The organism is Citrobacter sp. Cpo040, assembly GCF_030332915.1.
In the GTDB taxonomy this organism is placed as follows: domain Bacteria; phylum Pseudomonadota; class Gammaproteobacteria; order Enterobacterales; family Enterobacteriaceae; genus Citrobacter; species Citrobacter portucalensis.
Genome location: NZ_JAOWGX010000033.1, coordinates 105,200 through 129,111 on the forward strand (window position 1 = coordinate 105,200; position 23,912 = coordinate 129,111).

General features: G+C 51.0%; 20 protein-coding genes and 1 other annotated feature. Of the genes, 13 read left to right on the top strand and 7 right to left on the bottom strand.

What is annotated here, in order from left to right; translation table 11 throughout:
* Positions 1-37: 37 nt before the first annotated feature.
* The gene (gene arcA, locus OGX86_RS03570; protein ID WP_001194359.1) at positions 38-754 is read right to left on the bottom strand and encodes a two-component system response regulator ArcA; all 717 of its coding nucleotides are present in this window, start codon (positions 752-754) and stop codon (positions 38-40) included.
* Positions 755-849: 95 nt separating this feature from the next.
* Between arcA and yjjY the strand changes: the two genes are divergently transcribed.
* From yjjY to thrC, 6 genes are all read left to right on the top strand, one after another.
* Complete coding sequence (yjjY, locus tag OGX86_RS03575; RefSeq protein ID WP_042998021.1) at positions 850-990, top strand: YjjY family protein; 141 nt, start codon at positions 850-852, stop codon at positions 988-990.
* Between the two features lie 399 nt (positions 991-1,389).
* A complete protein-coding gene (locus tag OGX86_RS03580; RefSeq protein ID WP_003829762.1) occupies positions 1,390-2,076 on the top strand; it encodes a tRNA/rRNA methyltransferase in 687 nt (228 codons plus the stop codon).
* Between the two features lie 206 nt (positions 2,077-2,282).
* Positions 2,283-2,409: a sequence feature (Thr leader region), on the top strand.
* Positions 2,288-2,353 (top strand): thr operon leader peptide, encoded by a 66-nt coding sequence (thrL, locus tag OGX86_RS03585; RefSeq protein ID WP_032337689.1) that lies wholly within the window; start codon positions 2,288-2,290, stop codon positions 2,351-2,353. Its footprint overlaps the feature before it by 66 nt.
* Positions 2,410-2,432: 23 nt before the next feature.
* Positions 2,433-4,895: a bifunctional aspartate kinase/homoserine dehydrogenase I gene (thrA, locus tag OGX86_RS03590; RefSeq protein WP_003829761.1), complete on the top strand. Its 2,463-nt coding sequence runs from the start codon at positions 2,433-2,435 to the stop codon at positions 4,893-4,895.
* A gap of 1 nt (position 4,896) precedes the next feature.
* Positions 4,897-5,826 (top strand): homoserine kinase, encoded by a 930-nt coding sequence (thrB, locus tag OGX86_RS03595; RefSeq protein ID WP_008786144.1) that lies wholly within the window; start codon positions 4,897-4,899, stop codon positions 5,824-5,826.
* Between the two features lie 3 nt (positions 5,827-5,829).
* A complete protein-coding gene (thrC, locus tag OGX86_RS03600; protein WP_286639322.1) occupies positions 5,830-7,116 on the top strand; it encodes a threonine synthase in 1,287 nt (428 codons plus the stop codon).
* An 84-nt stretch (positions 7,117-7,200) separates the two neighbouring features.
* Here the strand turns inward: thrC and yaaA are convergent, their stop codons facing one another.
* Both yaaA and OGX86_RS03610 read right to left on the bottom strand, forming a co-directional pair.
* Positions 7,201-7,974 carry a peroxide stress protein YaaA gene (gene yaaA / locus OGX86_RS03605; protein WP_048214979.1) on the bottom strand — a complete coding sequence of 258 codons (774 nt, stop codon included), beginning with the start codon at positions 7,972-7,974 and terminating at the stop codon, positions 7,201-7,203.
* Between the two features lie 77 nt (positions 7,975-8,051).
* Positions 8,052-9,482, bottom strand: a complete 1,431-nt coding sequence (locus OGX86_RS03610; RefSeq protein ID WP_128316498.1) for an alanine/glycine:cation symporter family protein — start codon at positions 9,480-9,482, stop codon at positions 8,052-8,054.
* Positions 9,483-9,755: 273 nt separating this feature from the next.
* On the opposite strand from OGX86_RS03610, the gene tal reads away from it, so the two are divergent.
* The 3 genes from tal (at position 9,756) to OGX86_RS03625 (ending at position 12,839) form a co-directional block, all read left to right on the top strand.
* Positions 9,756-10,709 carry a transaldolase gene (gene tal, locus OGX86_RS03615; RefSeq protein WP_128316497.1) on the top strand — a complete coding sequence of 318 codons (954 nt, stop codon included), beginning with the start codon at positions 9,756-9,758 and terminating at the stop codon, positions 10,707-10,709.
* Positions 10,710-10,819: 110 nt separating this feature from the next.
* Positions 10,820-11,407, top strand: coding sequence for a molybdopterin adenylyltransferase (gene mog, locus OGX86_RS03620; protein WP_003018973.1), 588 nt, complete (start codon positions 10,820-10,822; stop codon positions 11,405-11,407).
* Positions 11,408-11,531: 124 nt separating this feature from the next.
* A complete protein-coding gene (locus tag OGX86_RS03625; RefSeq protein ID WP_003829746.1) occupies positions 11,532-12,839 on the top strand; it encodes an MFS transporter in 1,308 nt (435 codons plus the stop codon).
* Positions 12,840-12,873: 34 nt separating this feature from the next.
* On the opposite strand, the gene satP is transcribed toward OGX86_RS03625, so the two are convergent.
* Together satP and OGX86_RS03635 are read right to left on the bottom strand one after the other, a co-directional pair.
* On the bottom strand, positions 12,874-13,440 hold the full coding sequence (satP, locus tag OGX86_RS03630) for an acetate uptake transporter (RefSeq protein ID WP_003829744.1): 567 nt from the start codon (positions 13,438-13,440) through the stop codon (positions 12,874-12,876).
* A 364-nt stretch (positions 13,441-13,804) separates the two neighbouring features.
* Positions 13,805-14,209, bottom strand: coding sequence for a DUF2541 family protein (locus OGX86_RS03635; RefSeq protein ID WP_008786150.1), 405 nt, complete (start codon positions 14,207-14,209; stop codon positions 13,805-13,807).
* 384 nt (positions 14,210-14,593) lie between these two features.
* Between OGX86_RS03635 and dnaK the strand changes: the two genes are divergently transcribed.
* Both dnaK and dnaJ read left to right on the top strand, forming a co-directional pair.
* A complete protein-coding gene (gene dnaK / locus OGX86_RS03640) occupies positions 14,594-16,516 on the top strand; it encodes a molecular chaperone DnaK (RefSeq protein WP_003829739.1) in 1,923 nt (640 codons plus the stop codon).
* 85 nt (positions 16,517-16,601) lie between these two features.
* A complete protein-coding gene (dnaJ, locus tag OGX86_RS03645) occupies positions 16,602-17,735 on the top strand; it encodes a molecular chaperone DnaJ (RefSeq protein WP_008786151.1) in 1,134 nt (377 codons plus the stop codon).
* A gap of 68 nt (positions 17,736-17,803) precedes the next feature.
* Here the strand turns inward: dnaJ and OGX86_RS03650 are convergent, their stop codons facing one another.
* On the bottom strand, positions 17,804-21,133 hold the full coding sequence (locus tag OGX86_RS03650; protein WP_286639329.1) for a DEAD/DEAH box helicase: 3,330 nt from the start codon (positions 21,131-21,133) through the stop codon (positions 17,804-17,806).
* Between the two features lie 248 nt (positions 21,134-21,381).
* On the opposite strand from OGX86_RS03650, the gene nhaA reads away from it, so the two are divergent.
* Together nhaA and nhaR are read left to right on the top strand one after the other, a co-directional pair.
* On the top strand, positions 21,382-22,548 hold the full coding sequence (gene nhaA / locus OGX86_RS03655) for a Na+/H+ antiporter NhaA (RefSeq protein WP_008786152.1): 1,167 nt from the start codon (positions 21,382-21,384) through the stop codon (positions 22,546-22,548).
* Between the two features lie 38 nt (positions 22,549-22,586).
* Positions 22,587-23,486: a transcriptional activator NhaR gene (gene nhaR, locus OGX86_RS03660; RefSeq protein WP_003829732.1), complete on the top strand. Its 900-nt coding sequence runs from the start codon at positions 22,587-22,589 to the stop codon at positions 23,484-23,486.
* Between the two features lie 58 nt (positions 23,487-23,544).
* Here nhaR and rpsT read toward each other — a convergent pair whose 3' ends face one another.
* Positions 23,545-23,808, bottom strand: a complete 264-nt coding sequence (rpsT, locus tag OGX86_RS03665) for a 30S ribosomal protein S20 (protein WP_003018940.1) — start codon at positions 23,806-23,808, stop codon at positions 23,545-23,547.
* Positions 23,809-23,912 lie beyond the last annotated feature (104 nt).

The window sequence follows — 23,912 nt, forward strand, 5'->3', positions numbered from 1 at the left end:
GCGCATATTGCGCCGTTTTTTACCTGTAAGGATTGAATTAATCCTGCAGATCGCCGCAGAAACGGTAGCCTTCACCGTGAATGGTGGCGATGATTTCTGGCGTATCCGGCGTAGATTCGAAATGTTTACGAATGCGGCGGATAGTCACGTCAACGGTACGGTCATGCGGCTTCAGTTCGCGACCGGTCATTTTTTTCAGCAGTTCTGCGCGAGACTGGATTTTGCCCGGATTCTCACAGAAGTGAAGCATTGCACGGAATTCGCTGCGTGGCAGTTTATACTGCTCGCCGTCAGGACCAATCAGAGAGCGGCTGTTGATGTCCAGCTCCCAGCCGTTGAACTTGTAGCTTTCGACGCTACGGCGTTCTTCGCTGACAGTACCCAGGTTCATGGTACGGGACAGCAGGTTACGAGCACGGATAGTCAGTTCGCGCGGGTTAAACGGCTTGGTGATGTAATCGTCTGCGCCGATTTCGAGGCCGAGAATTTTATCGACTTCGTTATCACGGCCCGTCAGGAACATCAGCGCAACGTTAGCTTGTTCGCGAAGTTCGCGCGCTAACAGTAGGCCATTTTTCCCAGGCAGATTGATATCCATAATCACAAGGTTGATGTCATATTCAGAGAGAATCTGATGCATTTCCGCGCCATCTGTCGCTTCGAATACATCATAGCCTTCTGCTTCGAAAATGCTTTTCAACGTGTTGCGTGTTACTAACTCGTCTTCAACGATAAGAATGTGCGGGGTCTGCATGTTTGCTACCTAAATTGCCAACTAAATCGAAACAGGAAGTACAAAAGTCCCTGACCTGCCTGATGCATGCCGTAAATTAACATGATCGGCGTAACATGACTAAAGTACGTAATTGCGTTCTTGATGCACTTTCCATCAACGTCAACAACATCATTAGCTTGGTCGTGGGTAGTTTCCCTCTGGACCCGACAGTGTCAAAAACGGCTGTCATCCTAACCATTTTAACAGCAACATAACAGGCTAAGACATGCCGGACACCCAATAAAACTACGCTTCGTTGACATATATCAAGTTCAATTGTAGCACGTTAACAGTTTGATGAAATCAACGTATCCAAATGTTTGCTTTCATCACAAAATTGCAATATTACAACTAGTTGCACGAGCTAATTAATAAATGTAATGAATCCAACCAATGCGATCCATTTTAAAATAAATTATCATGGATAAACAGAGGGATATACAACTTTTGTTAACATAAAAAGCAATAGTACAGCTTGGAAATAGTTTAGCATTTTTTACCGGATGCGAAATCCTTTTTCAGTGATTTCTGTTAAAAAAATGTAAATTTGCGCTGCGTAATATGTTGACGTGCATCACATTATTACTTGCAGACTGACCAAAAAGAGTATCGAAATGCGTTTAACAATTATTCTGGTTGCCCCTGCCAGAGCGGAAAATATTGGCGCGGCTGCCCGTGCGATGAAGACCATGGGATTCACTCAATTACGTATCGTTGACAGCGAGGCGCACCTGGAACCCGCCACGCGATGGGTCGCGCATGGATCGGGCGACATTATTGATAATATTAATGTTTTTCCAACGTTAGCCGATGCACTTCACGACGTTGATTTTACCGTTGCGACCACCGCGCGTAGCCGGGCGAAGTTCCATTATTACGCCACCCCGGTCGAACTGGTTCCCCTGTTACAGGAGAAATCCACGTGGATGGAACATGCAGCACTGGTGTTTGGTCGTGAAGATTCGGGGCTGACCAATGAAGAATTAGCGCTGGCAGATGTACTCACTGGGGTACCGATGGTCGCTGACTATCCTTCACTCAATTTGGGGCAGGCGGTGATGGTGTATTGCTATCAATTAGCAGGTTTAATACAACAACCGGCCAAAAACGTTGAGGTGACGGATGAGCTTCAACTGCAGGCATTGCGCGCACGCGTTTTGCGTTTATTAGCCACGCTGAACGTTTCTGACGACATCAAGCTGACGGACTGGTTGCAACAGCGAATGGGTCTGTTGGGGCAGCGAGACACGGCAATGTTGCACCGTTTTTTACATGATATTGAAAAAAACATCACAAAATAAAATGTCGAACAATTTTTGTTGTGTAGTGTTTTGTTCTTGGTTCAAGTGGGCTCGACATGCTGTATTGGTTGAAAGTAAAAGGGCAAGCAGTCGCTCATGAACAAGTTTCGGAATGTGATCAATTTAAAAATTTATTGACTTAGGTCAGCAGATACTTTAACCCTAAAAGAATACAGGACAGATAATAAATAATTACAGAGCACACAACATCATGAAACGCATCAGCATCACCATTACTACAACCATCACCATTACCACAGGTAACGGTGCGGGCTGACGCGTACAGGAAACACAAGAAAAAGCCCGCACCTAAACAGTGCGGGCTTTTTTTTCGACCAAAGGCAATGAGGTAAACCATGCGAGTGTTGAAGTTCGGCGGTACATCAGTGGCAAATGCAGAGCGCTTTCTGCGGGTTGCCGATATTCTGGAAAGCAATGCCAGACAGGGGCAGGTCGCGACCGTTCTCTCTGCCCCCGCAAAAATTACCAACCATCTGGTGGCAATGATTGAGAAGACCATCGGTGGTCAGGATGCTTTAGCTAATATCAGCGACGCCGAACGCATTTTCTCCGAGCTGCTGGTGGGTCTTGCCGCCGAGCAACCAGGTTTTCCGCTGGCGCAGCTCAAAGCCTTTGTTGAACAAGAATTTGCTCAGATTAAGCACGTCCTGCACGGCATCAGCCTGCTGGGACAGTGCCCGGACAGCATCAATGCCGCGCTTATCTGCCGTGGTGAAAAAATGTCGATTGCTATCATGGCCGGCCTGCTGGAAGCACGCGGGCATAACGTAACGGTCATCGACCCGGTGGAGAAATTGCTGGCTGTCGGCCATTACCTCGAATCTACCGTTGATATCGCCGAATCTACGCGCCGCATCGCCGCCAGCCGTATTCCTGCGGACCACATGATTCTGATGGCAGGGTTTACCGCCGGAAATGAAAAAGGTGAGTTAGTGGTGTTGGGACGTAATGGCTCTGACTACTCTGCCGCCGTACTGGCCGCCTGTTTGCGTGCCGATTGTTGTGAAATCTGGACCGATGTCGACGGCGTATATACTTGCGATCCGCGTCAGGTACCCGATGCTCGACTGCTTAAGTCGATGTCTTATCAGGAAGCGATGGAGCTTTCTTACTTCGGCGCCAAAGTGCTGCATCCGCGCACCATTACCCCTATTGCCCAGTTCCAGATCCCGTGCCTGATTAAAAATACCGGCAATCCGCAAGCGCCCGGTACGCTGATCGGTGCCAGCAGTGATGACGATGATTTGCCGGTAAAAGGTATTTCTAACCTCAATAACATGGCGATGTTTAGCGTTTCCGGCCCTGGAATGAAAGGCATGGTGGGCATGGCGGCGCGCGTTTTTGCCGCCATGTCGCGTGCGGGCATCTCGGTGGTGCTGATCACCCAATCCTCTTCTGAATACAGCATCAGCTTCTGCGTCCCGCAGGGCGACTGCGCGCGTGCGCAACGCGCCATGCAGGATGAATTCTACCTCGAGCTGAAAGAAGGCCTGCTGGAGCCGTTGGCGGTGACTGAGCGTCTGGCCATCATCTCTGTTGTTGGCGATGGTATGCGCACCCTGCGCGGCATCTCGGCGAAGTTCTTTGCCGCGCTGGCTCGGGCGAACATCAATATTGTAGCGATCGCCCAGGGCTCGTCTGAGCGTTCTATTTCAGTGGTGGTGAATAACGATGACGCGACCACCGGCGTGCGCGTGACCCATCAGATGCTGTTCAACACCGACCAGGTGATTGAAGTGTTTGTGATTGGCGTAGGCGGCGTGGGCGGTGCGCTGCTGGAGCAGCTTAAACGTCAGCAAACCTGGCTCAAAAAGAAGCATATCGATCTGCGCGTGTGCGGCGTGGCGAACTCGAAGGCTCTGCTGACCAACGTCCACGGTCTGAATCTGGAAAACTGGCAGTCGGAGCTGGAGAGCGCGAAAGAGCCTTTCAACCTTGGGCGCTTAATTCGTCTGGTGAAAGAATACCATCTGCTCAATCCGGTGATTGTCGACTGTACGTCAAGCCAGGCGGTAGCGGATCAATATGCCGACTTCTTGCGTGAAGGCTTCCACGTGGTTACGCCGAACAAAAAGGCCAACACGTCGTCGATGGATTACTATCATCAGCTGCGTTTTGCCGCCGCGAAGTCTCGTCGTAAATTCCTGTACGACACCAACGTGGGCGCGGGCTTGCCGGTTATTGAAAACCTGCAAAATCTGCTCAGCGCAGGTGATGAACTGCAACGTTTTTCAGGCATCCTTTCTGGCTCACTGTCGTTTATTTTCGGCAAGCTGGATGAAGGCATGAGCTTCTCGCAGGCCACCACCCTGGCGCGTGAGATGGGCTATACCGAACCCGATCCACGTGACGATCTTTCCGGTACGGACGTGGCGCGTAAGCTGTTGATCCTGGCCCGTGAAACCGGTCGTGAGCTGGAGCTTTCTGACATTGTCATTGAGCCGGTCCTGCCAAAAGAGTTTGATGACTCCGGTGATGTTTCCGCGTTTATGGCGAAATTGTCGCAGCTGGATGACGTCTTTGCCGCGCGTGTGGCGAAAGCCCGTGATGAGGGAAAAGTATTGCGCTATGTTGGCAATATCGAAGAGGACGGGGTTTGTCGCGTGAAAATTGATGCAGTAGACGGCAACGATCCGCTGTTTAAAGTGAAAAACGGTGAAAACGCGCTGGCGTTCTATAGCCACTACTATCAGCCGTTACCGTTGGTTCTGCGCGGATATGGCGCGGGTAACGATGTGACGGCAGCGGGCGTCTTTGCCGACCTGCTACGCACCCTTTCATGGAAGTTAGGAGTCTGACATGGTGAGAGTTTATGCCCCGGCTTCCAGTGCCAATATGAGCGTCGGGTTTGATGTGCTCGGTGCAGCGGTAACGCCGGTGGACGGTTCGCTGTTGGGTGATGTGGTGTCCGTTGAGGCGGCTGACCAGTTCAGCCTGAACAACCTTGGGCGCTTTGCCAACAAACTGCCGTCCGAGCCACGTGAAAATATTGTCTACCAGTGTTGGGAGCGATTCTGCCAGGAGCTGGGTAAAACCGTTCCGGTGGCGATGACGCTGGAAAAAAATATGCCGATTGGCTCCGGGTTAGGCTCCAGCGCCTGTTCCGTCGTGGCGGCGCTGGTCGCTATGAACGAACACTGCGGCAAGCCGCTCAACGATACGCGCCTGTTAGCGATAATGGGCGAGCTGGAAGGGCGTATCTCCGGCAGTATTCATTACGATAACGTCGCCCCGTGCTTTTTGGGCGGCATGCAGTTAATGATTGAAGAAAACGGCATTATTAGCCAGCAGGTGCCAGGCTTTGATGAGTGGCTGTGGGTACTGGCGTATCCGGGGATAAAAGTGTCGACGGCAGAAGCGCGGGCGATTCTCCCAGCCCAGTATCGCCGTCAGGACTGTATCGCTCACGGGCGGCATTTGGCTGGATTCATCCATGCCTGCTATTCCCGTCAGCCTCTTCTGGCCGCGAAGCTGATGAAAGATGTCATTGCTGAGCCGTATCGTACCCGCTTGCTGCCAGGCTTTAGCCAGGCGCGTCAGGCGGTCGCAGAAATTGGCGCGCTGGCCAGCGGTATATCCGGGTCAGGGCCGACGCTGTTCGCCTTGTGCGATAAGCCGGATACGGCGCAGCGCGTAGCGGACTGGCTGGGTAAAAATTACCTGCAAAATCAGGAAGGCTTTGTTCATATTTGCCGGCTGGACACGGCGGGCGCACGGGTACTGGGATAATCAATGAAACTGTATAATCTGAAAGATCACAACGAACAGGTCAGCTTTGCACAGGCCGTTACGCAAGGACTGGGCAAGAATCAGGGATTGTTTTTTCCGCACGATCTGCCGGAATTCAATCTGACAGAAGTGGATGAGATGCTGAACCAGGACTTTGTTGGCCGCAGCGCGAAGATCCTTTCCGCATTTATTGGGGATGAGATCCCTCAGGAAATTCTGGAAGAGCGCGTGCGTGCGGCATTTGCCTTTCCGGCACCGGTTGCTCAGGTTGCCGCGGATGTCGGCTGTCTGGAACTGTTCCACGGCCCAACGCTTGCATTTAAAGACTTTGGCGGGCGCTTTATGGCGCAGATGCTGACGCACATCAGTGGCGACAAACCGGTAACGATTCTGACAGCGACCTCCGGAGACACCGGGGCGGCGGTTGCGCATGCCTTTTATGGCCTGAAAAATGTGCGCGTGGTGATCCTCTACCCGAACGGCAAGATCAGCCCATTACAGGAAAAGCTGTTCTGTACGCTGGGCGGTAACATTGAAACTGTGGCGATTGATGGCGATTTTGATGCCTGCCAGGCGCTGGTGAAACAGGCGTTTGATGACGAAGAGCTGAAGGTAGCCCTGGGACTGAACTCGGCTAACTCAATTAACATCAGCCGTCTGTTGGCGCAAATCTGTTACTACTTTGAGGCTGTGGCCCAACTGCCGCAAGAGGCGCGTAATCAACTGGTGATTTCCGTTCCCAGCGGTAACTTTGGCGATCTGACCGCCGGGCTGCTGGCGAAATCACTGGGCTTGCCGGTGAAGCGTTTTATCGCGGCGACTAACGTTAACGATACGGTTCCGCGTTTCCTTGCAGAAGGTGAGTGGGCGCCGAAAGCGACTCAGGCAACGTTGTCGAATGCGATGGATGTCAGCCAGCCGAACAACTGGCCGCGCGTGGAAGAACTGTTCCGCCGTAAAATCTGGCGTTTGAATGAGCTGGGTTATGCCGCTGTTGACGATGCGACAACTCAGGACACGATGCGTGAGTTACATGAGATAGGCTACACCTCAGAACCACATGCAGCGGTGGCTTACCGCGCGCTGCGTGACCAACTGAATCCTGGCGAGTACGGCCTGTTCCTTGGTACTGCGCATCCGGCGAAGTTTAAAGAAAGCGTTGAAGAGATTCTTGACCTGACGCTGGCGTTGCCAAAAGAACTGGCGGAACGCGCGGACCTGCCGCTGCTTTCTCATCACCTGCCTGCTGATTTTGCTGCGCTGCGTAAGCTAATGATGACCCGCGGTTAACGGTTGTGCCCGCTGGCGCTTTGCATAGCGGGCCGACAAAACCTGTAGGCCGGATAAGGCGTTTGCCGTCATCCGGCCTTTTTACTATTGCTCGTGGCGTTTAAACACCAGTTCGCCGTTTCCTGATGCTTCTTCATCAAAGAAGTAGCCTTCGCTGTTAAATGCGGTCAGCTGTTCCGGTTGCGTTAAGCGGTTCTCAATAATGTAGCGACTCATCAGGCCGCGCGCTTTTTTGGCATAGAAGCTGATGACTTTAAACTTACCGTTCTTCTCGTCGAGGAAGACCGGTTTGATAAGCTCAGCGTTGAGTTTTTTCGGCTTCACGGATTTAAAATACTCATCCGAGGCGAGGTTGATCACCACTCTGTCGCCTTGCGCTTCCAGCGCTTCGTTGAGTTTATCGGTGATGGTATCTCCCCAGAACTGGTAGAGATCTTTACCCTTCGCATTGGCCAGACGAATGCCCATCTCCAGACGGTAAGGCTGCATCAAATCCAGCGGACGCAAAACGCCGTACAACCCGGACAGCATCCGTAAATGCTGTTGAGCGAAGTCGAAATCCGCCTCGCTGAAGGTTTCAGCCTGCAACCCTGTATAGACGTCGCCTTTAAACGCCAGAATGGCCTGACGTGCATTGTCCGGCGTGAAGTCAGGCTGCCAGTCATGGAAACGGGTGGCGTTCAGATCCGCCAGCTTGTCGCTAATCCCCATCAGCTTGCCAATCTGCGGTGCAGAGAGCTGGCGTGCCACGTGAATAAGCTGCTGAGAGTGATCCAGCAACTCGGGCAGCGTATGACGTGTCGTTGCCAGCGGGCTTTGGTAGTCGAGCGTTTTTGCAGGTGAAATCAGAATCAGCATATCCAGTCCTTGCAGGAAATTTACTGCGACTTTAGCAAAAAAAACGACTGAATTGATCGATGGTTGCGATTGCCGCGCTATTCGCGCGGCGTTTCATCCCAGCTATCGGGCGCAAGCTGTTGTCTGATATCAGGATAACGGCGCGGATCGAATTCCGGGCGCACCCCGAGTTTTCGCTGGCGCAGATAATCGCTGGCGATGGTATGGACAACCGGAGAAAGCAGAAGAATCGCCGTCAGGTTAGTAATGGCCATACAGGCCATGATGATGTCGGCAAGTTGCCAGACCAGCGGAAAACTGATTAACGTACCGCCAATGACGGTGCAAACGGTGGCAATACGTAATAACCAGATAACCCGGATGTTGTCCAGTTTCAGGAAAATGAGGTTGTTTTCCGCATAAATGTAGTTGGCGACGATAGAGCTAAAGGCAAACAGAATCACTATTAAGGCAACGAATCCGGCCCCCCATTCACCCGTCAGCGAGACTATGGCTCGTTGCAGCAACTGGATGCCTTCCATTGGCACATAAGTGGTGCCATTACCCGCCAGTAAAATGATCATTGCGCTGGCCGTACAAAGAATTAGCGTATCGCCCAATACACCAATCATTTGCACAATGCCTTGTGCTGCAGGGTGTGGCGGCCAGGATGCTGCCGAGGCGGCTGCGTTCGGGGTAGAGCCCATTCCGGCTTCATTAGAGAACATACCGCGCTGAAAACCGCTGGCAATGGCCTGGCTTAGCGTATACCCGGCGGCACCGGCCGCGGCTTCCTGCCAGCCAAAGGCGCTTTTTATGATGGTCATGATAATGCCGGGGAGCTGTCCGAAATGCCAAAGGCAGATGACGAGGCTACAACCGATCCACAGCAGCGCCATCATCGGAACAAACCATTGCATCAGGCGGGCAACGCCTTTAATGCCGCCGACGATGACCAGTAATGACACTATTGCCAGTGCGATACCGGAGAAGAGGGGAGGGATGTCAAAAGCAAAGGTCAACGCACGAGAGACTGAGTTTGCCTGCACGCTGTTAAAAATCAGGCCATAGGCAATGAGTAAAAAGATGGCAAACAGCACGCCCATCCAGCGCATGCCCAATCCACGGGCCATATACCATGCAGGACCGCCGCGAAACTGTCCCTTGCTGTCGCGCTCTTTATACAGCTGGGCAAGGGAACATTCGGCGAATGAGGTTGCCATACCAATGACCGCCGAGACCCACATCCAGAAAATGGCTCCCGCGCCGCCGGCGGCGATCGCCAACGCCACACCCGCCAGATTTCCGCTACCGACGCGCGCGGCAAGACTGGTGCACAGAGCCTGAAAAGAAGTTAAACCGCCCGGCTGCGGGCTGATGCTGTTTTTAAGACTTTTGCCAAACTGGCGAATATAGCGGAACTGCACGAACCCTGTACGCCAGGTGAACCAACATCCTGCGCCAAGCAGGAGGTAGATCATCACCGATCCCCAGAGTATTTCATTAATAAATGAGAAAAAATCAGGCATTAACATCCCTCTTGTTGATGCCGGTAAGCGCGAATAATCCCGTGTAAGCGCTACCAATTATCGACCAGTATATACCTTATAAGGTGATTGATTGCGGGAGTTTACCATAACAATGGGTATATCCTTAATTGCGCATCACGAGCTGTGAGATGCGTAATCAGGGCTGAGCGGCGGGTCGGACAATCCAGGCGGTTGCGCTGAGAGTGCGTCGTGCTATCATCAGGGAAGATCGGTTACATCCCCCTAACAAGCTGTTTAAAGAGAATCGCTATCATGACGGACAAATTGACCTCCCTTCGTCAGTTCACCACAGTAGTGGCCGACACCGGAGACATCGCGGCAATGAAGCTGTATCAGCCTCAGGATGCCACAACTAACCCTTCTCTCATTCTTAACGCAGCGCAGATCCCAGAATACCGCAAGCTGATTGATGACGCTGTAGCCTGGGCTAAGCAGCAGAGCAACGACCGCGCACAGCAGATCGTCGACGCGACCGACAAACTGGCAGTAAATATCGGTCTGGAGATCCTGAAACTGGTCCCGGGTCGTATCTCCACTGAAGTTGACGCTCGTCTGTCCTACGACACCGACGCGTCCATTGCGAAAGCAAAACGTCTGATCAAAATGTACAACGATGCTGGCATCAGCAACGATCGCATTCTGATCAAACTGGCTTCAACCTGGCAGGGCATCCGTGCCGCTGAGCAGCTGGAAAAAGAAGGTATCAACTGTAACCTGACTCTGCTGTTCTCCTTCGCGCAGGCGCGCGCATGTGCAGAAGCTGGCGTATATCTGATTTCTCCGTTTGTTGGCCGTATTCTGGACTGGTACAAAGCCAACACTGACAAGAAAGAGTATGCACCGGCAGAAGATCCGGGTGTGGTTTCCGTAACGGAAATCTACGAGTACTACAAACAACACGGTTACGAAACTGTGGTGATGGGTGCGAGCTTCCGTAACATTGGCGAAATCATTGAGCTGGCAGGCTGCGATCGTCTGACTATTGCTCCGGCACTGCTGAAAGAACTGGCGGAAAGCGAAGGCACTATCGAACGTAAACTGTCCTTCTCTGGTGAAGTGAAAGCGCGTCCTGCACGCATCACCGAAGCTGAGTTCCTGTGGCAGCACAACCAGGATCCGATGGCTGTAGACAAACTGGCGGACGGTATCCGTAAGTTTGCTGTAGACCAGGGTAAACTGGAAAAAATGATCGGCGATCTGCTGTAATCATTAACGCGTGGCCCTGATATGGGTCACGCTACCTCTTCTGAAACCTGTCTGTCCTTCCCTTCGCAGTGTATCATTCTGTTTAACGAGACTGTTTAAACGGAATAATCATGAATACTTTACGCATTGGCCTGGTTTCCATTTCTGACCGTGCTTCCAGCGGCGTTTACCAGGATAAAGGTATCCCGGCCCTTGAAGAGTGGTTGGCATCTGCCCTTACCACCCCTTTTGAGCTGCAAACGCGACTGATCCCGGATGAACAGGCGATCATCGAACAGACCTTATGCGAGCTGGTGGATGAAATGAGCTGTCATCTGGTGCTGACTACCGGCGGAACGGGGCCGGCCCGCCGCGATGTAACGCCTGATGCCACGCTGGCCGTAGCCGACCGCCAGATGCCGGGCTTTGGCGAGCAGATGCGCCAGATAAGCCTGCACTTTGTGCCAACGGCTATTCTCTCCCGCCAGGTTGGCGTGATTCGCAAGCAGGCGCTGATCCTGAATCTGCCTGGACAGCCGAAGTCGATCAAAGAAACGCTGGAAGGCGTGAAAGATGCCGACGGTAAGGTTATCGTGCCGGGTATATTTGCAAGTGTACCGTATTGTATACAGTTGCTGGATGGGCCGTATGTGGAAACTGCACCGGCTGTTGTAGCATCTTTTCGTCCTAAAAGCGCAATCCGCGATACAAACGCCTGAAAGTAGCCCGATCGTGACATAAGTGCCAATGACAGTGGAGTATTGAATTGTTTACGATATAGTAATATTTGCTTTACATATATCGACAGACAGATTCAATAACTCCACTGACTCATGGTTTGCTATGTCACAACACACTCGACCGCTGAATCGCCAGGATTATAAAACTCTTACGCTTGCTGCCCTCGGCGGTGCGCTTGAGTTTTATGATTTCATTATCTTCGTCTTCTTTGCTGCTGTTGTTGGCGAACTCTTCTTCCCGGCAGACATTCCTGAATGGCTACGCCAGGTGCAAACCTTCGGCATTTTTGCCGCCGGATATCTGGCGCGTCCGCTGGGTGGCATCATCATGGCGCACTTTGGCGATCTGGTCGGGCGTAAGAAAATGTTCACCCTGAGCATTTTGCTGATGGCGATACCGACGCTGGCGATTGGTCTTTTGCCTACCTACGCCTCAATGGGGATCCTCGCGCCGCTGCTGTTACTGCTGATGCGTATTTTGCAAGGCGCTGCCATCGGCGGAGAAGTGCCCGGCGCGTGGGTGTTCGTGGCAGAGCACGTACCGGAGCGCCGCATCGGCATTGCCTGTGGCACGCTGACCGCCGGGCTGACGGTGGGGATTCTGCTGGGATCGGTGGTTGCGACGCTGGTGAATACCAGCCTGACGCAGCAGGCGGTGCATGACTACGGCTGGCGTATCCCGTTCCTGCTGGGTGGCGTGTTTGGGCTGGTGGCGATGTACCTGCGTCGCTGGTTGCAGGAAACGCCCATCTTCCTCGAAATGCAGCAGCGTAAAGCGCTGGCGCAAGAGCTACCGGTGAAGTCGGTGGTGAGCAAACATAAAAAAGCGGTGGTCATTTCCATGCTGCTGACCTGGCTGTTATCGGCCGGGATTGTGGTGGTGATCCTGATGTCGCCAGTCTGGTTGCAGAAGCAGTATGGTTTTGCACCGGCGTTGACGTTACAAGCCAACAGTGTCGCGACCATTATGCTGTGCGTCGGCTGTCTGCTGGCAGGGTTTATTGTCGATCGGGTCGGCGCCAGCAAAACCTTTATTGTCGGCAGCCTGCTGCTGGCCTGTTCAAGCTGGTTTTTCTATCATCTGACCGGTAGCCATCCTCAGCACTTGTTCTTGTTATACGGGCTGGTAGGGTTGTGTGTTGGCGTGGTGGGGGCTGTGCCTTATGTGATGGTGCGGGCGTTTCCGGCGGAGGTCCGCTTTACCGGAATCTCCTTTTCTTACAACGTGTCGTACGCCATTTTTGGTGGTCTGACACCAATCGCCGTGACGATGTTAATGAGCGTGTCGCCAATGGCTCCGGCCTGGTATGTCCTGGCGTTATCGCTGGTGGGGTTAGGTCTGGGGATTTGGCTGCGACAGGATATTTATCATCGCGATACGAGCGTGCAGGGCGAGTTACAGCGCTTGTAAGGAATATCCCCCCGTCCGGGGGGATAGCGTCAGATTAGTGCGCTTCACCGATCGGCAGGATGGTACGGCCAAACTGTTCGTTCAGCACTTCACCCATCGCCAGGTAAATGGCGCTTGCGCCACACACTAAGCCAATCCAGCCAGCAACGTGAATGATCGCTTCGTTACCTGCAATGTTGCCGACCGCCAGCAGTGCGAACAGCACTGTCAGGCTCAGGAAGACAAACTGCAACGCGCGGTTAGCTTTCAGCGTGCCGAAGAACATGAACAGTGTGAACACGCCCCACAGACCCAGGTATACGCCCAGGAACTGACCATTGGTTGCATCCGCCAGGCCCATTTTCGGCATGATTAGGATTGCAACCAGCGTCAGCCAGAACGAACCGTAGGAGGTAAAGGCGGTTAAACCGAAGGTATTGCCCTTTTTATATTCCAGCAGACCGGCAAATATTTGCGCGATACCGCCGTAGAAAATGCCCATCGCCAGAATAATAACGTCAAAGGCGAAGAAACCCGCGTTGTGCAGGTTAAGCAGAATGGTGGTCATGCCAAAGCCCATCAGGCCCAGCGGTGCCGGATTAGCCAACTTAGTGTTGCCCATAATTCCTCAAAATCATCATTGATTGAATGGTGAAATAGTTTCCCCAAATAACGATCACTGTCTTCGGGGCGCGGCATGATAATCAGGGGAGAGGGCACTGTCTATGATCTAACGAAGGGAAAATGAATTATTTTCCCTGTGATGGGCATCACGCTTATGCATGGTTGAACATTTTGCTAAGACAGACGATTTGAAGTACCACCGGGAACTGAGGGATTTGGTGGACGATCTGGTGAGAAATACCCATCGCCAGATGGCGCTGCTTCATGGGCGCGGCAGTGGTTATTCCAGTTCAATGGCTTTCACATCAACCGCGTGTCTGCCCCGCATGTTTTCTATGGCTTCTGAATCAAAATGTGCAGAATTAATCGTCGCCAATAACTTTCAGCGTTGCCATGTCAGAGGAGTTTACTGACTGGCCTGAGAAGGTGATTTTAGACACGCAGCGTTTATTGTCGTTGTCGCTATTAATAGAGATCCAGTTGGTCGTTTGTCCCTCTTTAATGGATGACGGGACGTTCAGGCTTTGGCTGGAAGTGCGTACTGCTTTGAAGTAGACGGATGCGCCGTTAAGTTTAATATCACCGCGATCGGCGGTGAGCTGAATGCGCTTCACCACCCGGCAAACGGGAATTCTCAGCGTGAGGTCGTTGGTTGCATTGCGGGGCATCGCAATCATACCCAGAACTTTATGATCGTTAGCGTGCGCGGCGCTGCTCAGCAGCAGGCCCATAAGCAGGCTGGTGGAAAGGGTTAACACGGATTTCATGGAATTTCTCTTTGACGGCTGTAAAAGGGTGTGACATCAGACCATCTTACCGCCGACGGGAAACCGTTTCATGGTCGTAATCTTTTCTTTTTATTACAATTTTTACATGAATGACCGTGCTGGTTTTGATTTGTTTTGTGAATTGATTTTGATTGGAAACTATTCGTTTTTTTGACTTTCTGCCTTGTTACCTTAATTTTATCGCCACTGTGCTAAAAAAAATTTTCATGCCCCCCTTGATGACGTGGGTTACGACCCCATCTTGTAGACAACCGCAGTGGTGAGTCTGAAAAAAAACGATTCAGGGTAGTTGAAACCGCACGTTTCGCCCTTATTACAGATTCACAACCACATGATGACCGAATTTTTAGTGGAGACGTTTAGATGGGTAAAATTATTGGTATCGACCTGGGTACTACCAACTCTTGTGTAGCGATTATGGATGGCACTACTGCACGTGTGCTGGAGAACGCCGAGGGCGATCGCACCACGCCTTCTATCATTGCTTATACCCAGGATGGTGAAACTCTGGTTGGTCAGCCGGCTAAACGTCAGGCAGTGACAAACCCGCAAAACACCCTGTTTGCGATTAAACGCCTGATTGGCCGCCGCTTCCAGGACGAAGAAGTACAGCGTGATGAAGCCATCATGCCGTACAAAATCATCGGTGCTGACAACGGTGATGCATGGATTGACGTAAAAGGTCAGAAAATGGCACCGCCGCAGATTTCTGCTGAAGTGCTGAAAAAAATGAAGAAAACGGCTGAAGATTACCTGGGCGAACCGGTAACTGAAGCGGTTATCACCGTACCTGCATACTTCAACGATGCTCAGCGTCAGGCAACCAAAGATGCTGGCCGTATCGCAGGTCTGGAAGTAAAACGTATCATCAACGAACCGACCGCAGCGGCACTGGCTTACGGTCTGGATAAAGAAGTCGGCAACCGTACTATCGCGGTTTATGACCTCGGTGGTGGTACTTTCGATATCTCTATTATCGAAATCGACGAAGTTGACGGCGAAAAAACTTTCGAAGTTCTGGCAACCAACGGTGATACCCACCTGGGTGGTGAAGACTTCGACAGCCGTATGATCAACTACCTGGTTGACGAATTTAAGAAAGATCAGGGTATCGATCTGCGTAATGACCCGCTGGCGATGCAGCGTCTGAAAGAAGCCGCTGAGAAAGCGAAGATCGAACTGTCTTCCGCTCAGCAGACCGACGTGAACCTGCCGTACATTACTGCAGACGCGACTGGTCCGAAACACATGAACATCAAAGTGACCCGTGCGAAACTGGAAAGCCTGGTTGAAGACCTGGTTAACCGTTCTATCGAGCCGCTGAAAGTTGCTCTGCAGGATGCTGGTCTGTCTGTTTCCGACGTTCAGGACGTTATCCTGGTCGGTGGTCAGACTCGTATGCCGATGGTACAGAAGAAAGTTGCTGAGTTCTTCGGTAAAGAGCCGCGTAAAGACGTTAACCCGGACGAAGCAGTGGCAATCGGTGCTGCCGTTCAGGGTGGTGTATTGACCGGTGATGTGAAAGACGTGCTGCTGCTGGACGTTACCCCGCTGTCTCTGGGTATCGAAACCATGGGTGGCGTGATGACTCCACTGATCGCGAAAAACACCACTATCCCGACCAAGCACAGCCAGGTGTTCTCTACCGCTGAAGACAACCAGTCTGCGGTAACCATCCACGTGCTGCAGGGTGAACGTAAACGCGCCGCTGATAACAAAGATCTGGGTCAATTTAACCTGGATGGTATCAGCCCGGCTCCGCGCGGTATGCCGCAGATCGAAGTTACTTTTGACATCGATGCCGACGGTATCCTGCACGTTTCCGCGAAAGACAAAAACAGCGGTAAAGAGCAGAAGATCACCATCAAGGCTTCTTCTGGTCTGAACGAAGAAGAAATTCAGAAAATGGTTCGCGAAGCAGAAGCGAACGCAGAATCTGACCGTAAGTTTGAAGAGCTGGTTCAGACTCGTAACCAGGGTGACCATCTGTTGCACAGCACTCGTAAGCAGGTTGAAGAAGCAGGCGACAAACTGCCGGCTGACGACAAAACTGCCATCGAGTCTGCACTGACCGCGCTGGAAACTTCTCTGAAAGGCGAAGACAAAGCGGATATCGAAGCGAAAATGCAGGCGCTGGCACAGGTTTCCCAGAAACTGATGGAAATCGCTCAGCAGCAGCACGCACAGCAGCAGGCTGGTGCAGCAGGCGCTGATGCTTCTGCAAACAACGCGAAAGATGACGACGTTGTCGACGCCGAGTTTGAAGAAGTGAAAGACAAAAAATAATCGCCCTTTGAACGGGTAATTACTGGCACGGGCGAAGAGGTTTCCTCTCCGCCCGTGCACGCATGTTAGGGGCAGATAAAAAGAGATGGCTAAGCAAGACTATTACGAGATTTTAGGCGTTTCCAAATCAGCGGAAGAGCGTGAAATCAAAAAGGCCTACAAGCGCCTGGCCATGAAATATCACCCGGACCGCAACCAGGGTGATAAAGAGGCCGAAGCCAAGTTTAAAGAGATCAAAGAAGCGTACGAAATCCTGACCGATGCGCAAAAACGTGCGGCTTACGATCAGTACGGTCATGCTGCGTTTGAGCAAGGCGGCATGGGCGGCGGCGGCGGTTTTGGCGGCGGGGCTGACTTCAGCGATATCTTTGGTGACGTGTTTGGCGATATCTTTGGCGGCGGTCGTGGTCGTCAGCGCGCCTCACGTGGTGCTGATTTACGTTACAACATGGATCTCACTCTGGAAGAAGCCGTGCGTGGCGTCACCAAAGAGATCCGTATTCCGACTCTGGAAGAGTGTGACGTCTGCCACGGTAGCGGTGCGAAGGCAGGTACTCAGCCACAGACCTGTCCAACCTGTCACGGTTCTGGTCAGGTACAGATGCGTCAGGGCTTTTTTGCCGTACAGCAGACCTGTCCACACTGTCAGGGCCGCGGTACGCTGATCAAAGATCCGTGCAACAAATGCCACGGTCATGGTCGCGTTGAGAAAAGCAAAACGCTGTCCGTTAAGATCCCTGCAGGGGTTGATACCGGCGACCGCATTCGTTTAGCGGGCGAAGGTGAAGCCGGTGAACATGGTGCGCCAGCAGGTGATTTGTACGTTCAGGTGCAGGTAAAACAGCACCCAATTTTCGAACGTGAAGGCAATAACCTGTACTGCGAAGTACCGATTAACTTTGCGATGGCTGCGCTGGGCGGCGAGATTGAAGTCCCGACGCTGGATGGTCGTGTGAAGCTAAAAATTCCGGGCGAAACGCAAACTGGCAAACTTTTCCGCATGCGTGGAAAGGGCGTCAAGTCTGTACGCGGTGGCGCTCAGGGCGACCTGCTGTGCCGCGTGGTGGTTGAAACCCCAGTTGGCCTGAACGACAAGCAGAAGCAACTGCTGAAAGATTTGCAGGACAGCTTTGGCGGCCCGACCGGCGAACAAAACAGTCCGCGCTCCAAAAGTTTCTTCGACGGTGTGAAGAAGTTTTTTGACGATCTGACGCGCTAAGCTTACTGCCGTATATGATAAAAAGCCTGAAATTGGAAAATCTCAGGCTTTTATTTTTGGTTCAGCTCTCACTGCCACTCCAGGCTTACCTGTTCAACAATGATATTTGTCTCTGCTTTCTCCGGCAAGGTATGTGCGACACTTGCAAATCCGGGTAATGTCTTCCATACCAATGGGTCTCCAATAACAAAAATGTGTTTTTTAGCCCTGGTAAGGGCCACGTTCAGAAGATTAGGTTTGCTCGAAGCCCATTCTGCGCCGCCGCGATTGTGTACATCACATCCGAGAACAAAAATAACGATGTCGTTTTCTTTCCCCTGAAAAGTATGGACTGTACCAACACAGCTTTTTTGCCACTCTTTTATTTCTTTATGTTTTAGTCGCGGTGAGTATTGTTGCCAGCTGGCCAGCTCTCTTTGTTCAATCAGTTCCAACAACGCATATTTAACAGCCTTGAATGGAGTAATAACGTAAATAGACCCCAGCTCTATATTTTCCGTGAGTAGACGGTCCAGTAGCGTAATCAGGCTTTGACCGTGACTATCTCGGTACTGCTTGTCTCCCAACCCCCCTCTTGAAACCAACCAGTGGTTTTCAAGTCCGCCATTGACGAGACGACTACAGATTTTGTCTGTATCAAGCCCGTGAATCATCCGGTTATTGTATGCCAGTTTATTAGCAATACTGAACATGGGTTCGATACAACGGCGATGTACCCATAATGGGATCCCAATCCAGATGTTATTGTTCATCATCTCTAATTCGCAGCCCCAATGATTGACGCGATCGGCAACCTGTTGGACTGAGAGCTTTTCTGGATTCCACTTTTCAGCATGCTCGTGTAGAAGATCCTGACAAAGGTGCCTAACCAGTGATGGAGAGGTGGTGAATACAGGCTCAATCTGTAACGGATCGCCCACAACGAGTACGCGTTTGGCGCGCCATATAGCGCCGACGGCCTGTTGAGGTGATGCCTGGCCAGCTTCATCGATCATTACCCAGCCAAGCTCGCCGCCTTTTACTCCATGCAGCATACGTCCCACTGAGGCAAAGGTTGTAGAGAGTACCGGGACAAACATGCATAACGTTTGCCACCAGGGGAGTGGCGTGGGCTCAAGATGAGGGGAATTTAAAAAATTCCTCAGGCGGAGCAGGAACATTTCTCTAAAGCGATCAACGCTCCCCATTGCCTCGTAAAGCCAGGCTTGATGAAGATCCATCGCAGCCATAAACAACAGTGAGCGTTGGCGGTTGATCTGAGCGTTTTGCCAGAATGCGGTGCGCTGTAAGCCAGCATTATCGATGGGTTTATGGCTATCAGGTAGAGCTATTCCTGAAAACTTATCCTTCAGGCCCCGCAATTTTTGTTCTATTTCCTCGCGCTGCAGGGCAATCCTGTCTATTTCTTGCTGTAAGCGGCGTTTTTGGGCGTCTGCCTCATTCAGTTGTTTACGCTGTTCAGCAACGAGCTGTGTTTTGTGTATTAATGATGCGCTAAGCGTTAAAAGATGCTGTTGTGTGTTACGTAATGATGTCTGGTAAGTCTGTACCTTTTTACGATTGAGCAAACGAGTCAGCAGGCCAGGTGCATCGGCTTCCTCTATTTTTTGCTGTTGCCTGGCATGCTGAATCTGTTTTTCAATTACGTCCCGCTCGGCTTCAAATTCCTTAAGTGCGCTAAGCCGCTCTTCACATCGCACTGCCGCTTTTGCCATGTCCGAAGACAAAGCATCAGATGAACAGAAAGGTTTTTTTGCCAGCAGTTCGGCTAATTCTGCTAACTGTTTTTGCAGCTCTTCTGTTGTTTTCAGGCAGTGAATGAAATGCTGCTTTGCTGCGGTGAAAGAGAGTTTATTGTGGCAAGACTTCCAGCGCCAAAGGCTGAGAAAGTTTTCGTTGTCCGGTCTGGCCATTTCGACTGATGTGTCGCGTAAAAAATGCTCATCAAACAGTAGTCTTTGGGCGAATTTTGTACGATTTGTTTTTCTTCCAAGAGCTACTGAAATTAATCCCCAACACTGTTTTTCTGTCGCAAGAGGACGAAAGAGATGGTAATTACGCTCAGTTCCTTTTCCATCTTTATCTCTTTTATGCGCAGATTTGGGCAGGGATTTTGCTGCAACTTGATTTGCGGTCGGGGACAAATAGTCAAGATAACGAAATTCTTCGGCCAGCGATTTCTTTTGCGGTAATTCGTTAGAGATATTTTCTACGGCTGCATTATTGGATGAGGCCACAATCATTTCGAAACCGGTCAGTTCCGGGACGATAAAGCCTTCATGGGTAAGCGTATCTTCCATATTGCTGAAGCCCGCAAGGACTCTCGCTCGTTCAACGACATTATGCGCAACTAAATCACGCAGCAATGTCGTTTTCCCCGTTCCCGGAGGCCCATTTACTGATAGTAATCCACCTTCAGCAAGCTCTTCTACCGCCGTATTTATTGCAAACTGCTGCATTAATGACATCGCGTGCTCTGGCTCTGAAGGCCAACGCCCCAGAGGCATTTTAGTCGGATGCAGCTTATCGATAATGGCTGTTAGTCCTTTCTGAGAATAGAGATCTGGGTTTCTGTGAACCCGGTGAGTGAGGTAAGTATTGAGTGTTCGGCATCGAGTGTCTTCCAATGATGACATTGCATCTTCAATATCCTCAAAAAAGAAGCTATTTAAGATGGGAAGTACTAATGCTTTTTCATTGTCGCTTATGAGGTCTTCCGTTTCGCTAGCTTCTTCTTGTTCCGTGTCCTGGCTCTCATTGTTGCCGTTAAACCAGTCAATTTGTATTGCATATTGCCATTCAGGTGCAAAGTCCGCCCATGATGTTAAATGAGTGTCGAGCAGCGTGAGAATATTGCTTGCGCGCAATACACCCGGGCCTTTTTCCCTTACGGGCTCTAACGTAACGCAGAAATCATTGAATGTATCGGCAAGATGCATACAATCGACCGCGAAGACTGATGAGTCGAGTTTGTGGAATTGACGTTTTTTAAGATGGCCCAACGCCCAGGGTAGCGAACTTACCGACAGTTTATCTCTCGTGGGTACACCTTCTCCGTTCAACTGCATCTTAGCAAAACAGGTTGTCCCTTCCTGATCCAAACGCTGTTCGCATTCGTCGTCATTTTCCTCATTTGTTCCAAGAACCTCCTGACTAATGCGGCTGACGATATTTTTCTCAAATAGCCCTACGTGAACAATAAATGATGCCTTCGGCGGAATGTCATATTGCTGGCGTAACTTCTCTGAATGCCACGGAAGTGAAGCATCACCTAATGTAATGAGTTTTTTTAGTGGGATCAGCAGGCTTTTATCTTTTCTTTCAAGCGTATAAGGCTGAAAAAATTCAATGCGTTGCCAGGTTCTCAATATTTCTTGCGGGAGAGGTGTCGAGTCCATCTTAGCTCTTTGATTATTATCCCAATATATCAATGAATACGAGAATACTCTGATCCAAGAATTTTTGAAGGTCTGAGAGGAGGAATCATTCTCTCTGGCGGTAATGGCACAGGCAGAACATCTTGATGATTGCTGAAATTTTTACTCGTAAAAACCGATCTATCAATCACAAATAATCTAATTTTAACGAGCTTTTTGAGGGTGTAAGATAGTATTTACGAAGTATTCACCCAATAGAGAGAATAAAAGTGAAACATCTGCATCGTTTTTTTAGTAGTGACGCCTCGGGGGGCATCATTCTGATCATCGCAGCCGTGGTCGCTATGCTGATGGCAAATATCGGGGTTACCAGTGGATGGTACCACGCCTTTTTGGAAACGCCCGTTCAACTGCGGGTTGGCGCGCTTGAGATCAACAAAAATATGCTGCTGTGGATCAACGACGCGTTGATGGCGGTGTTCTTCCTGTTGATTGGTCTGGAGGTAAAGCGCGAGTTAATGCAAGGTTCGCTGGCCAGTCTGCGTCAGGCGGCCTTTCCGATCATTGCCGCTATCGGGGGGATGATTGTCCCTGCGCTACTGTATCTGGCATTTAACTATGCTGACCCTATCACTCGTGAAGGGTGGGCGATCCCGGCTGCAACGGATATCGCTTTTGCGTTAGGTGTGCTGGCGTTGTTGGGCAGCCGTGTACCTCTGGCGTTGAAAATCTTCCTGATGGCGCTGGCGATTATTGATGACCTCGGCGCTATCGTCATTATCGCACTGTTCTATACCAGCGATCTCTCACTGCTGTCGCTGGGCGTTGCCGCGTGCGCGATCCTTGTTCTGGCAGGATTGAATCTGTGCGGAGTGAGACGCACCGGTATTTATATTCTGGTCGGCGTAGTGCTGTGGACTGCCGTACTGAAGTCTGGCGTGCATGCAACGCTGGCGGGCGTGATCGTGGGCTTCTTCATTCCATTGAAGGAAAAACATGGGCGTTCACCGGCGAAGCGACTGGAGCATGTTCTGCATCCATGGGTGGCATACCTGATCCTGCCACTGTTTGCCTTCGCCAACGCAGGCGTTTCACTGCAGGGCGTCACTATTGATGGACTGACCTCGATATTACCGCTGGGGATCATTGCCGGCTTGTTGATCGGCAAACCGTTGGGTATCAGTCTGTTTTGCTGGCTGGCGTTACGCCTCAAGGTGGCGCAATTGCCGGAGGGAACGAATTTCCAGCAGATTATGGCGGTCGGTATTCTTTGCGGTATTGGCTTTACGATGTCGATTTTTATTGCCAGCCTGGCGTTTGGCAACGTCGATCCTGAGCTGATTAACTGGGCAAAACTGGGGATCCTGATCGGCTCCTTGTTGTCGGCAGTGATAGGTTACTGCTGGTTACGTGCCCGGTTAAACGCATCAGCCTGACGGGATAACCCTTTCGTGACAATTTTCAGGGAGAGAGTATGTCTCATATAAATTACAACCATCTGTACTACTTTTGGCATGTCTATAAAGAAGGGTCAGTGGTTGGTGCAGCAGAAGCGCTTTATCTGACACCGCAGACCATTACCGGGCAGATTAAAGCGCTTGAGGAACGCTTACAGGGAAAATTGTTTAAGCGGAAGGGGCGTGGACTGGAGCCAAGTGAGTTAGGTGAATTAGTTTTTCGCTATGCGGACAAAATGTTCACGTTAAGCCAGGAAATGCTGGATATCGTGAACTACCGCAAAGAGTCTAATTTGCTGTTCGATGTCGGCGTGGCGGATGCGCTATCGAAGCAGTTGGTCAGCAGCGTACTGGATGCCGCTGTGGTTGAAGATGAACAAATCCATCTGCGTTGTTTTGAGTCAACGCACGAGATGCTGTTGGATCAACTCAGCCAGCATAAGCTGGATATGATTATCTCCGACTGTCCGATTGATTCTACGCAGCAGGAAGGGTTGTTCTCAGTGCGGATAGGCGAATGCAGCGTAAGTTTTTGGTGCACCAAACCGCTGCCTGAGAAACCATTCCCGGCCTGCCTTGAGGAGCGTCGATTGCTGATCCCAGGGCGCCGTTCGATGCTCGGACGTAAGCTGCTGAATTGGATTAACTCACAAGGATTGAATGTCGAAATCCTCGGCGAGTTTGATGACGCTGCGCTGATGAAAGCGTTTGGGGCAACGCATAACGCCATTTTCGTTGCGCCTACGCTGTATTCGCACAATTTCTATGCTGATGATTCTATTGTTGAAATTGGACGCGTAGAGAATGTGATGGAGGAGTATCACGCCATATTTGCGGAAAGGATGATCCAGCATCCGGCGGTGCAGCGTATCTGCAATGCGGACTACTCGGCGCTCTTTACGCCAACGAACAAATGACAGACATAAAAAAACCCGCTTGCGCGGGTTTTTTCACAAAGCAACAACAAGCAGGCGATTAAGCCAGTTTGTTGATCTGTGCAGTCAGGTTTGCTTTATGACGTGCAGCTTTGTTTTTGTGGATCAGACCTTTAGCAGCCTGACGGTCCACGATTGGTTGCATTTCGTTAAATGCTTTCAGTGCAGTAGCTTTGTCGCCAGCTTCGATAGCTGCGTATACTTTCTTGATGAAAGTACGCATCATAGAGCGACGGCTAGCGTTGTGCTTGCGGGCCTTTTCAGACTGAACGGCGCGCTTCTTAGCTGATTTGATATTAGCCAAGGTCCAACTCCCAAATGTGTTCTATATGGACAATTCAAAGGCCGAGGAATATGCCCTTTTAGCCTTCTTTTGTCAATGGATTTGTGCAAATAAGCGCCGTTTAA